Below are 13,153 nucleotides of genomic sequence, written 5' to 3' on the forward strand. Positions count from 1 at the left end.
TGGGAAGGACGTCGCGGAGAACCGTCGCTTGCCTGCAGGCAGCCAACCGCGTTTCGGCACAATTATTCGAGGCTTCCGGATTCCGCGGCGATGCGTCCAAGTTCCGAACGTAGACGCGGAACTGCAAAGTCGATGAAGGTTCGAACTTTCGGAACGGCTGCGCGTCCTTGAGGGGTCAGGATGTGAACTGGCAGCGCAGGTGGCTCCGCCTGATGAAGAACGACTCTTAGGCGACCGTCGCGGACATATTCTGCGACGTGATACGAATAGAGCCGCGTCACGCCCATTCCTTCGGCGGCCGATGCCGCAGCCGCTCGGACGCTGTTGACGAGATAGCGTGGGGTGAAGTGAACGGTTCTTGGGACGGAAGTGCCTTTGGCCGGCGCGAAGCTCCAGGATTCGAGGCCGAAGTTCGAGAAGGCGATCAAGTCGTGGCGGGAGAGATCCGACGGCTCAGTGATTGCGGCTCGACTGTCGAGATATTGCGGCGCGGCGACCACGACGCGGCGAACATCTCCGCCAATGCGCGTGGACATGTGGGTCGAGTCGGCGAGATTTCCGATCCTCAGGGCGAAGTCCACTCCCTCGTCGACCAGGTTCACGAAGCGATCGGGCATCAAAAGCCGAACGGAGACGTTGGCGTTCTCACGAAGGAAGCTGTCGAGGATCGGCCGGAGCACCTCTTCGCCCAGGATGGGCGGCGCCGAAATTGTCAGCGTTCCTCGCGGAGAGGATCGCTCTGAGCCGGCGATCATGTCCGCCTCCTCGAGATCGACAAGCACCCTGCGGCATGCTTCGACATATCTCTGGCCCGCTTCGCTGAGCTTTAGACTCCTTGTCGTTCGGTGAAGGAGCTCCACGCCAACATGTTGCTCAAGCAGACCCAATGCCCGACTGATCGCAGTCGGGGACCGCTTCAGCCTACGAGCGGCGCCCGCCAGGCTTCCTTCTTCAACCGCAGTGACAAAGACCTTCATTGCATCGATACGATCCATTATCTGCTCCTGACCGCTTTAGGCGCCGGCGAGCCGCGCGAAGTTGCCGGTCACGGGCCTTCTACCCAACAAGCAGGTGACGCGCGACCCTTAAGGCCCGATACCATCGTACAATGGACTTCCCCGCTGGACCGATCATTCTGTCCAGGCTTGCTAAGCGAACTGATGATTTTGTCGCCAAGCGCACATTTTGTGATACCATTTTTCGGGAAGTTGGCGACGACCTGGACAGCTCTTTGGGAGAGCACATGTACCGGATGACCTCCACGGTGACGACTTCGAACCTAGGCGATCAGGATCGACCGACAGGCTTCGTCGTTGATGACGACATCTCAGTGCGAGAATCGCTGGAGCTGCTGATTGGCTCCGCCGGGTGGCGACCCCTGCTTTTCGACTCCGCGCATAGTTTTCTCGAAGCACCGGTTCTGGCCTCTCCCTGCTGCCTGGTTCTTGACGTGAATATGCCAGGACTGAACGGCCTCGATCTCCAGAGCATGATTACGATAAGCCGGAGCAGGATGCCGATCATATTCGTGTCCGGTTTCGGCGACGTCCCGACGACCGTGAAAGCTCTCAAAGGAGGCGCGTTGGATTTCCTTACCAAACCGATCGAGACGGTTGCGTTCCTGGAGGCCGTGAGCTCGGCGTTGGAACAGAGCGCGGCCATGTTGCGTGACGATAGCAACCTGCTTGCGCTGCAAGGGTGTTACGAGGCGCTTACCAAGCGCGAACGAGAGGTCATGGTGCGCGTGGTCAAAGGGCTTCTCAACAAGCAAGTGGCATACGAGTTGGATATCAGCGAGATCACCGTCAAGGCGCATCGCGGCCAAGTCATGCGGAAGATGTGCGCCCGAACTCTTCCCGACCTCGTGAACATGGCCGCGCGCCTTCGGCTGGAGGAGCCACCCGAAATTCACTGAAGCGTAAAGCCTCGATCGGCGCGCGGCACAACTTGGTAGAACCCGGCGATAACGGCACAACCGATACCATAGGATAATATACGGCAGGTTGATTAAAACGCACGGTATCCTGAGGGTGCAATCCCGCGAAAAGGATAGATATGAGCGTGGAACTCGTTCGGGTTCTGGAAGCGTTGCCAGGAATGGCTTTTACCGCCCTCCCGGACGGCAGCATCGATTTCATGAACGCCAATTTGGTTGATTTCCTCGGGCTTGGCGAAGCGGTGACGGTTTGGCCACTAGCCGCCTCTCCCGCAGACTTGCGGAACACGAGACAGCAGTGGTACGCGCTGCTGTCCGGACGCGAGCCTTTCGAAATCACATTGCCAATAAGTCACCCCACCGCCGCGTTGCAGGAATTGCATGTCCGCTGCAAGCCATTGATCGACAACGACCGGGTGGAGAGGTGGTACGGCTTTGCGACCGAGGGGGCGGACATTGCATCGCGACCAGAGATGCGACACGGCGCCGCCGCGAAGGCATCGGAAAATCAGACTATCTTGGAAAGTATTCCGGCCGGCATAGGAGTTCTCGATTCGAACGGAAACGTCGAGGCGATCAACGGCCACCTCCTGCAATACTATGGTCGGTCGCTTGATGAACTACGTTCCTGGGGTCGAAGTGATGTCGTCCATCCCGATGACATGCAGGGGTTAACCAAAGCCATTCAACGGGCGGTCGATAAAGGCACCGCCTACGAGGCCGAGGTACGGCTCCGGCGCGCCGACGGCGAATATCGATGGTTCAGGATTGTCGGTTGTCCCCTCGCGGATGAAAGCGGCGCCGTCGCACGTTGGTACGCGCTTCATATCGATATCGATGATCGGCGGAAAGCCGAGGAAGCGCTGCGGTTCAACGAACTGGCATTTCGCAACATCGTTAACGCGATGCCAGTCACCGTATGGACGTGCCGCCCCGATGGCTACTGCGACTTCGTGAACGATAGATGGCTTGAATATGCAGGAATGAATGCCGAACAAGCCGAAGGCTCCGGTTGGGAATCCGTCATTCATCCGGAGGACGCCAGCGATCTCGCAAAGTTTTGGAACGCGTCACTGATATCGGGCCGACCTGCTGATTTCGAAGCGCGAATGCGTGGAAGCGATGGCGCATACCGGTGGTTTCTCTTTCGCGCAACGCCGCTTCTCGGAGACGACGGTACGGTCGTAAAGTGGTATGGAACCCACATCGATATCGAAGACCGGAAGCGCGCGGAACGAGCACTGGCCGAACGGGAGCGTGAGTCCCGTTTGATCGTCGACGGCATCGCGGGCATGATCGCGATCTTCTCGCCGGATGCCCAGTTGATCGATGGCAATCAGCAGATCCTCGACTATTTCGAGCGTCCGCTCTCAGAGTTGAACGACTGGTCGAGCAACGGCATCACGCACCCGGACGATCTGCAGACCTGCATCGATAGCTTCATGGGTTCAATCGCCACGGGAGAACCATACGACTACGAAACCCGCTTTCTGCGGCACGACGGCACCTGGAGATGGTTCCAGCTTCGAGGGCTTCCCCTTCGCGACGCCGAAGGCAAGATCATCCGTTGGTATGGACTATTGACGGATATCGACGACCGAAAGCGAGCCGAGGAGAAGCTTCGCAGAAGCGAGGCTTTCCTCGCGGACGCTCAACGCCTCAGCAAGACGGGGAGTTTCCTGCTCAATCTCGGCACAAGCGAAGTCACCTGGTCGGCGGAAACCTATCGTATCTTCGAAGTCGATCCGACGACGCCGGTGACGCTCGACATCGTCCTGTCCCGTCTGGATCCCGATAGTCTAGCTACGGTGGAGCAGGTTATCGATCAAGCCAACAGAGGGGCCGGCGACTTCGACTACGACATAACCCTGATAACGCCGAGCCAATCGCCAAAATACGTACGGGTGCTTGCGCATAGTGAGCGGAACAGGGATGGGGATCAGGAATTGATCGGCGCCGTGCAGGACGTCACCGAGAGCCGGAAGGCGGAAGATGCGCTCAATCGGGCGCGATCAGAACTGTCCTACGTAACTCGCGTTACGAGCCTCGGCGTGTTGACCGCGTCAATTGCTCACGAGGTGAATCAACCGCTAGCTGGCATGGTGACCAATGCGGAGACTTGTCTGCGAGTTCTGGCTTCGAATCCTCCAAATCTCGATATCGCGAAGGACACGGCCCGGCGAACGATCCGCGACGCCAACCGCGCTGCCGACGTGATCGCCCGTCTTTGGGAATTGTTTAGCCGCAAACCGCCGCACCTCGAGGCAGTCGACATCAATGAGATTGCCGAGGAAGTCATCGCACTGATATCGAGCGATCTGCAGCATGCGAAAACGTCATTGACGGCCGACTTCGCAAACGATTTGCCGCGCGTGACCGGCGCTCGCGTGCAGCTTCAGCAAGTTATCATGAACCTGCTTCGAAATTCGATCGAGGCGATGCCGGCCGCGGGAGATCGGCCGCGACGAATTCGTTTGAGGACAGAGGGAGGCCTTCGAGAAATCCGGCTCTACATCGAGGATACCGGCGTAGGCTTTGCCCCCCAGGGGGTGGACCGAATTTACGACGCTTTTTACACGACGAAGCCAGACGGCATGGGAATCGGCCTCTCTGTCAGTCGTTCGATTATAGAGAACCATCAAGGCCGGCTGTGGGCTGCACCAAACGCTGACCATGGTGCTACCGTAGGATTTTCGCTCCCGACATCTCCGAGCGGCGACGGGGAAAGTATCGGTCGGTCGGCGGTACCGACGGCAAGTGATATGCGGAGGAATTTATGACTACCAGCAAGAAACATGTCTCGGTCGTCGACGACGACGAATCCGTCCGCGAAGCCCTACCGGATCTCCTCCGCTCGTTCGGTCTGTCTGTGGAAGCTTTTGCGTCCGCTGAGGCTTTTTTGAATTCTAAGTCGCCACAAACCAGCGACGGCATGATCCTCGACGTGGCAATGCCTGGCATGACCGGGCCGGAGCTTCAGCAGGAACTCGGTCGGAGAGGCCAAAGGATTTCTATCATTTTCATAACGGCGATCAGGGATGAGGACGTGCGGGCGAGGTTGATACGCGAAGGTGCCTCGGACTGTCTGTTCAAGCCCTTCAGTGCCGACGAACTTCAGGATGCATTGCGCCTCGCATCGTTGTTAGACTGATCGAGGGTGGCGGACCTGGAATGCCTGCAATCCGACATAGGCGTAGGTACTAAAGTGTCTATTGCCGCGCAGTAGCCGTCAACGGATCGATATTGTAGGCTCTCGCCCGGAAAGTGGGCTTTGAGTGGGCGATGGGGATAAACGTCTTTCAATTCTTCGATGCGCTGCCGGGCATGGCATGGACCATGCTGGAGGATGGCCAAGTCGATTTCGTCAACCGAAGCTGGGTAGAGTTCACGGGGCTGCGACCGGCGTCCGGAGAGTCTTGGCGCTGGGAGGATGCTGTGCACCCGGCCGACGTTGGCGCGGTCACCGCCCATCTGCAGAGCGTTAGACACGCAGAGACACAGGGAACGATCGAAGCGCGGCTTCGGCACGCCGCAGGCGAATTTCACCATTTCCTCATCCAGTGGGCCCCTTTGGAAGACGCTCCCCACGGCGTATTGAATTGGTGCGCGGTCGCGACCAATATTGAACCCGTCGTTCAAAAACGGGAAAGGTCGCAGGCCGCACTCGATTTCCAGCTCGTCGTCGATAGCATCCCGTTACCCGTGGCCGTGACAACACCGACTGGGGAAGTCGAAGGCCTCAACCAACTGACCCTCTCCTATTTTGGGCTAAGCCTCTCGGATCTAAAGGACTGGAAGGCTTCGGAGGTCGTGCACCCGGATGACTTGAAGGAAACCATCGAAGCCCAGATCGCCGCTCACATGGCGGGCACGTCTTACAACGTTGAGAGCCGCCATCTTCGCGCCGACGGAATTTATCGGTGTTATAACGTACTGGGTCTACCGCTGCGGGACAGGTCTGGTGCGATCCAGCGGTGGCTGCATCTGCTGATCGACATCGATGACCGAAAACGGGCCGAGGTAGCTCTCGCAAACAGTGAACGCGAGTCTCGCTTGATTGTCGGCACTATCGCAGGAATGGTCGCGCTCTTTACGCCCGAAGGTCAGTTGAACGGCGCAAATCAACAGCTTCTCGACTACTTCCAACTGCCCCTTGAGGAGGTTGTGAACTGGGCGACCAATGGTATCACGCACCCCGACGACCTGCAGCACTGTGTCGAGACATTTACGGCGTCGCTCAAAACGGGAGAGCCGTATGACTTCGAGACGCGCTTCCGTCGCCATGATGGCGAATTTCGCTGGTTCCAGGTCCGCGGCCACCCGGTCAAAGACAATAATGGCGGGATCGTCCGCTGGTATGGTCTGCTGACTGATATCGATGATCGGCGCAGGGCGGCGGAGGCGTTGCGCGAGCGCGAGATCGAGCTGCAATTGATCGTAAACTCGATCCCAGGCCTCATCATTGTGCTCCGGCCCGACGGGGCTGTGGAGAGCGTAAACGATCAGTCCTTGCGATATTTCGGCTATGACTTCAACGAGCATCAAAAGTGGAAGACCAACGATATCATTCATCCTGACGATCGTGACCGGGGCGTGGCTAGATTCGCCGAGGCAGTCGCCGCTGGTCAATCGTACGAGGTAGTGGAAAGGCTCCGTCGGCACGACGGCGTCTATCGTTGGTTCCAGGTGCGGGGAACTCCCGTGCGCGACCACGAGGGCCTCGTTGTACGATGGTACTTCCTGCTGAATGATATCGACGACCGGAAGCACGCCGAAGTCGCGCTTGCTAACAGCGAGAGGGAATTCCGCCATATCGTCAACATGGTTCCGGGCATGATCATACTTTCGCAGCCTGATGGAACGCTCGACGGGAGCAACCAACAGCTACTGGACTATTTCGGAATCTCTCTCGACGAGGTGCAAGACTGGTCAACGAACGGCATAACTCACCCCGATGACGTGCAAGTCAATATCGATACCTTCCTGGGCGCACTCAAGAGCGGCAATCCTTACGACTACCAAAGCCGTTATCGAAGACACGACGGCGTGTTCCGATGGTTCCAGGTGCGAGGACAGCCACTTCGTGACGCAGAGGGCAAGATCGTCCGATGGTATGGACTACTGACTGACATCGACGATCGCAAGCAGGCCGAAGATGAACTGCGTAGAAGTCAGGCCCTTCTCGTTGCAGGCCAGCGCTTGATCAGGACGGGTACGTTCTCCTGGCATGTCGAAACCGACGAGCTGATCTTGTCCGACGAATGGCTTCGAATCCTCGAATTCGAAAAAGACGAAGTCGTGACGTTTGACCGGATAACGGAGCGGATACACCCGGACGACGTTGCGCTCTTTGCCGGGAAGATCGGCGCCGTACGCGAAGGCGACCAGGACTCGGAATACGAGGTCCGCGTTCTCGCCCGCAACGGCGACATAAAGTACGTTCGCGTCATCGGCGAGGTTATAATTCACCGGAATGGAAATCGGGAATGCCTTGGAGCGATCCAAGACGTGACACAAAGGCGCTTGACGGAGGAAGCGCGCGATCAGTTGCGCACAGAGCTTGCGCGAGTGACCAGCATCCTCAGCCTCGGCCAGATGTCGGCGGCGATCGCGCACGAGGTGAACCAGCCACTGTCAGGCATCATCACGAACGCGAACACCTGTCTGCGGATGCTTGCAGCCACACCGCCCGACATAGAAACGGCCCTTGAGACGGCGCGGCGCACGATCAGGGACGGCAATCGTGCCACCGAGGTAATCGCCAGACTGCGGGCGTTATTCAGTAAGCGCAACATCGAATTCGAAGACGTCGATATAAACGACGCGGTGAGTGAGGTAGTCGCCTTGTCTGCAGGTGATCAGCGACGCAACGGCGTCGCTATTCGAACGCACTTCGCCACCTCCCTTCCCCCCGTCAACGGCGACCGAGTCCAACTTCAACAAGTGATCAACAACTTGCTTCGCAACGCCATTGACGCGGTATCTGGCGTGAAGGATCGGTCGAGATCCAAACCGAGCTCGGCGGTGATGGGCAGATAAGCGTTGCGGTCAGCGACAACGGAATTGGTCTCGACCCAGACGGAGGTACGCGGATCTTCGAAGCGTTCTACACGACGAAGAACAATGGGATGGGGATCGGTCTTTCAGTCTGTCGTTCCATCATCGAGAGTCATGGTGGTCGCCTTTGGGCTGAGCCTAACCAAGGGCCGGGCGTTACCATGCACTTCTCCGTACCGTCCGCCGAAGAGGCAAGCATCACGGCAGCCTCGCAATGAAAAGCTGGAATCTCCCCCCGCTCCGGCAGCTCTGATCCGGTCCACCTCCGCACGACAGTCGAGCAGGCGGGGGAACCACCCGATACAAAGGTGTCGGCCATACCTTGGTGCAATTGTTGCAGAACTCCTTCGATGCGAATTTCCTCCTCGTCAAACAACGCACGAGCAAGGAGGACGCCATGTCCCGAGTAGAGCAAAAAGTCACCCGTCGAACACTGCTTGCAGTCGCGGCGTCCGCCAGTGCAATCGGGGTGTTTCCCAAAGCGTTCGCAGCGACCGGTACGGTATCCGAGCTCCGACCCTTCAAGTTTACCGCGTCCAAGGATCAACTCGCCGATCTCCATCGACGCGTTGCCGCCACCCGCTGGCCGGACGAGGAAAACGTCACAGACGACAGCCAGGGCGTCAGGCTCGACACGATCAAGAAGCTCGCCGCCCATTGGAAGACCCACGACTGGCGAAAGGTCGAGGCTCGGCTTAATTCCCTTCCGCAGTTCCTTACGGAGATAGACGGCCTCGACATTCATTTCATTCACGTCAAGTCGAAGCACGAAAATGCGCTGCCAATAATCATCACCCATGGCTGGCCTGGATCGGTCATCGAACAGATGAAGATCATAAAGCCCCTTACCGATCCTACCGCCTTCGATGGCACCGAAGCCGACGCTTTTCATGTCGTCATTCCTTCCCTTCCGGGCTACGGCTTCTCGGCTAAGCCCAGGGAGACGGGCTGGAATCCGCCGCGCATCGCCAAGGCCTGGGCCGTGCTGATGCAGCGCCTCGGCTATACGAAGTACGTCGCGCAGGGCGGCGACTGGGGCAATGCGGTCACCGAGCTGATGGCTGTGCAGGAGCCAGCGGGCCTCATCGGCATCCACACCAACATGGCGGCCACCGTGCCAGCCGATATCGCCAAGCTGCTGTCATCGGGCGCGCCGGCGCCTGCGAGCCTCTCGGACGACGAGAAGCGGGCCTATGGGCAGCTCGACGATTTCTACAAGAACGGGCTCGGCTACGCGATCGAGATGAACAATCGGCCGCAGACGCTCTACGGCATTGTGGATTCGCCTATTGGACTTGCCTCCTGGATGCTCGATCACGACATCCGCAGCTACCGGATGATCGCTCGTTCCTTCGGCGGCGAGAAGGAAGGCCTTACGCCCGACGACGTGCTCGACAACGTCACGCTCTACTGGTTGACGAATACGGCGATCTCCTCGGCTCGGCTCTACTGGGACAACGCGCATTTCCCCGCCGGCGGCTTCTTCGATCCGCGCGGCATCAAAATCCCGGTCGCCGTCAGCGCCTTCCCGGATGAAATCTATCAGGCGCCGCAGAGCTGGGCCGAAAAGGCCTATCCGAAACTCATCCACTACGGCCGCCCGGCGAAGGGCGGGCATTTCGCCGCCTGGGAGCAGCCGGAGCTTTTTACAGCCGAACTCAGGGACTCTTTCAAGTCTCTGCGGGATCAGATCTGAAGTTGTCCGGCGGCGCCGTCGCCGGACTTGACTAATGCGGCGGACACTTCGTGTCCACCGCATAGAAATCTCACATCTGCCGATCTGTCTCGGGTCCGATCATGGACGAGACCTCGGTGACGAGAGCGGGCGCCGACCGACGTCGCATCCAATGGATGGCGTCAGCTTCTCGACGTCAACATTTATTTCCGTCAGTTTGCGGCGCCTGTGGATACATGGCATTGAATCCTTATGCTGATGGTGCCGCCGGAAATCCTGAAGGTCGCAAGAGAGTTTCTTGGTCTTAGCCAGGAGCAGGTCGAGAAGCATGCAGGCGTTTCACGGGCGACGGTCTACCGCGTGGAGCGGGGCGTGCGCGATCTGCCTCAGTACGCATTGCTGGTTCAGCACTTCTATGAGCAGAGCGGTATCGAATTCATAGCCCCTATCGGCGATCGCGGATGGGGCGTGTTCAATCATAATACCGCTGGATACGCGCGCGAACTGAACAGGTTTGAAGATCTTGGCAAATCGCCCCCGGAAGACGAGGCGCCGCCGCCGACCGAAACCGAGACCTGACGACCAGGTCAGTTCGTTTTTGAAAAAGCGCTCTGTCTAAGCTGCGACACCTCGGCGCTGACTCGTGCTAGAAGTTAAAAGCAACTACGGTGCATTCGTTTGTCGTCAAAGCGCGCAAGTTTCGGCGCGAAAATGAAAACCAAAACCGCAGTTATTAGTCCGAATGATCGATTTTTGAAAAATAGTGATATTTCATAGCCTTACGGTTTTAAGCGCCGGCTGAAAACAGTTTCGGAATGGGTGAATCAGTTTCGCTATACGTGATTTAGTTACGCTCTAGGCCGGGTTTTGTTTCGCTATAAAGTGGTTTCGACACAAAGGCTAAGAAACGCCGCAGGAAGAACGCCCGCAGCCACAACAGTCACCTATAACCCAAATCGGCTTAGTTGATCGACCTGGATCTGGGTCCGTGGGTGGAGCACCAGGCCGCCAGAGCGGATCTCCTCGGCAAATCGGCGGATGTGTATCGGGTCTGGACGTTCGACGGGCCCAGGCCCATGCGGTCTGATCGGCCCGTCTTCGACCACAACATAACGATTCAGGCGGTCGATGCATCGGGCGATGACCGCAACGCTCTCCGGAGTATATTCCTCATGCCATCCTTCCGCCTCGAACCGAGCGGACCCGGATGAACTGGGCCCGCCGCCGGCTTCCGATGCGATGACGTCGACCGAAGCTCCAAACCGTTCACCGCCGCGCGACGTCAGACCGAGCTCAAAGGTCAGAGGATCAATCGTGTATTCCAGAGTGAAGGTCGACCCGTTGAAGAGAATGTCGACAGTGCCCGAGGGAGCGGACACCGGCGTTCCGTCGACGTGCCAGGCGATGGTCGGTTGGGTTCCGGGGAGCGGCGATCCGCCGAAGCCAAGGGTACGCACAGAAAAAAAGGTAAGCGTCGAGGTGGACCAAGTTACCTTGGTGGTGACATCGCCACACGGGGTTCGCCCCTCCTTCGAACCGCTTTGGCCAAGAGGCGTTCTGATGGGATCGCCGATCTGGATGGTAGCGGAGCGAGTCGATCCCAGCGCCCAGGATATGTCGGCCCAACAGCCATTATCGTCGTTCTCGAAAGCCTCGAGCGTGATCGTGAGCGCGCTTCCGGGCAGTTGGAAGTCGAAGTCGATGCCATTCATGGGAACGCCGCCCCGATACCAGACCCGCTCGACTCCAGGCGCTACAGTCTCGAGCGTGTGCACGACTAAACCCGCTTGGGAGAGGTTGGACAAGTCGTATTTCAGTCCGACATCCCAGTCCCGCGCGGGTCGATATTCGACATAGACACGGCCAACTCCGGTGCCTGGTTCGCCGGGTGGATGCAGGATCAGGAGCGTCGCGCCGCCTCTTGCGCTCGGCGGCCCCAGGCGCACCCTCCCCGATTGCCCCGCGACGGGAAACGGGTGCTCGACCACCCGCCCGCCGACGAAGGCGTCCGGATAGAAATGGTGGAGGTTTGCACGCGAGATATGCGGACCGCGCCAACGGAAGCTGTCCGCCGGCCAGTTGGGTATGTAGTCGCCGCGATAGGTCGGATTACCGGACCACTTGGGTCCGGTACCGAGATAGCGCGTGCCAAAGGACTCCGCCGACATGATGTCGTGCGGCGCTCCATATTCGGGGCCGACGATGATGGTCGCGTCGCCAGGTGCCCAGTCGGTGCCGTTGTTGTCGATGCCAAAGGTATGCTCGAAGCCGAGCGTGTGCCCGAGCTCGTGGCAGGTGAATACACCCGTGGAGGGGATAACAGGTATCGTCGAATAGGGTCGGCCGTCACCGAGTTTGCCGGAACCGCCGTCCCATCCCGAAAAGCTGCCACTGATGATCTGCCCGCCGGGCAACGTGAACAGTAGCACCCCATCGAAACCCGCAAGGGGGTCAAAGCCGGGGTTCGCGGCGCGCACGGCCTGGATCGCGGCGGTGACTTGGGTTCCGCGATCGGTGTTAGGCGGCGTGAGCGTGACCTCGACCCAAGGCAACAGTGCGCTGTTGAGAAAGTCGAAATAACCGTGGGTGGTATCGGACCAATAACGCAGGACCGACTGTGTGCCGGTCATAACCATCTCGATGCAAGTCTGGTCTGGAATATATTGATAGGCCGGGTCGTGACGAGCGCGGAGAATAGCAAGCTTGAATGGTTTCGGCATATCGGCGTACCCCCCGTTTCAATGCTTTCGGCCTCTCGATGGCCCGAACCTTCCCTTTGCCAACATCAGGCGATGCTAGCATAGAATTCGCACTAGCTAATGTAGAGTGGCATCATGCGACAAGTACAACAAAAGGTTAATATCGAGTACGCAGATCAACATCGACGTTCGGTGGCCAATGATCAGCGTTGGCGCACCTCAGCCTGCCCCCGGACGTCCGGCGGAGATCGGTGGCATTCGCTACCTCAATTCGGTTGTTTTCCGTCGGGCTCGGGTCTTATTTTCGAGCCGATCGGAACATAGCGGAGGTAGCCTCTGGCGATGATTTGTGGCTGTGGCTTCAAAAGGGCAGCTTTTCAAGATCCTGGCGAACAAATCTCTAAGCGGCTTGGGCAGGATCAGCTATGGCGCCTATCTATACCATCTTCCAGTCTGGGCGGTTCTTGTTAGATTGAGCGACCATTTTGGCAGGACCTCTTCGTGCGTGGCCCGTTTACAACGGTTAGCGAGGCTAAACTGGGATTTCTTAATTCGCGACGATGATGACGAAATCGCTGGGGGTCGCGTCCCATGCGAGCGTTCGGAGTTTCCCGGAATGACGAAGTATGGCACTGCCAATGGATCGACTTGAGCAGCTTTCGCGATGTCAGTAGACTTTAGGGGCTGATCTCCGAGCTTCGTCGAGGTTTCGCTGACGAACCATTAATCTTTTCGGAGGACCTGCCGATGACCTGTTTCTTCAGCTTGGCAATGCGCAGCCGCAGC

7 protein-coding genes and 1 pseudogene are annotated in these 13,153 nt (G+C 58.4%); 6 read left to right on the forward strand and 2 right to left on the reverse strand.

What is annotated here, in order from left to right; translation table 11 throughout:
- Positions 1-62: 62 nt before the first annotated feature.
- Positions 63-995, reverse strand: coding sequence for a LysR family transcriptional regulator (locus tag HJB89_RS31105; protein ID WP_221150926.1), 933 nt, complete (start codon positions 993-995; stop codon positions 63-65).
- A gap of 248 nt (positions 996-1,243) precedes the next feature.
- Between HJB89_RS31105 and HJB89_RS31110 the strand changes: the two genes are divergently transcribed.
- The 6 genes and pseudogenes from HJB89_RS31110 (at position 1,244) to HJB89_RS31135 (ending at position 10,247) form a co-directional block, all read left to right on the forward strand.
- On the forward strand, positions 1,244-1,915 hold the full coding sequence (locus tag HJB89_RS31110; RefSeq protein ID WP_221150942.1) for a response regulator transcription factor: 672 nt from the start codon (positions 1,244-1,246) through the stop codon (positions 1,913-1,915).
- Positions 1,916-2,055: 140 nt separating this feature from the next.
- Complete coding sequence (locus HJB89_RS31115) at positions 2,056-4,716, forward strand: PAS domain-containing sensor histidine kinase (RefSeq protein WP_221150927.1); 2,661 nt, start codon at positions 2,056-2,058, stop codon at positions 4,714-4,716.
- The gene (locus HJB89_RS31120; protein ID WP_207584021.1) at positions 4,713-5,087 is read left to right on the forward strand and encodes a response regulator; all 375 of its coding nucleotides are present in this window, start codon (positions 4,713-4,715) and stop codon (positions 5,085-5,087) included. Before HJB89_RS31115 ends, HJB89_RS31120 begins: the two co-directional genes overlap by 4 nt.
- A gap of 131 nt (positions 5,088-5,218) precedes the next feature.
- Positions 5,219-8,211: pseudogene (locus HJB89_RS31125) on the forward strand (PAS domain-containing protein).
- 179 nt (positions 8,212-8,390) lie between these two features.
- A complete protein-coding gene (locus HJB89_RS31130) occupies positions 8,391-9,689 on the forward strand; it encodes an epoxide hydrolase family protein (RefSeq protein ID WP_221115923.1) in 1,299 nt (432 codons plus the stop codon).
- 231 nt (positions 9,690-9,920) lie between these two features.
- Positions 9,921-10,247 (forward strand): helix-turn-helix transcriptional regulator, encoded by a 327-nt coding sequence (locus HJB89_RS31135; protein ID WP_245510236.1) that lies wholly within the window; start codon positions 9,921-9,923, stop codon positions 10,245-10,247.
- A gap of 365 nt (positions 10,248-10,612) precedes the next feature.
- Here HJB89_RS31135 and HJB89_RS31140 read toward each other — a convergent pair whose 3' ends face one another.
- Entirely contained in the window at positions 10,613-12,388 is a 1,776-nt protein-coding gene (locus tag HJB89_RS31140; RefSeq protein ID WP_221115921.1) for a hypothetical protein, read from the reverse strand.
- Positions 12,389-13,153 lie beyond the last annotated feature (765 nt).

The organism is Rhizobium sp. NZLR8, from assembly GCF_019685025.1.
GTDB lineage: Bacteria > Pseudomonadota > Alphaproteobacteria > Rhizobiales > Rhizobiaceae > Rhizobium.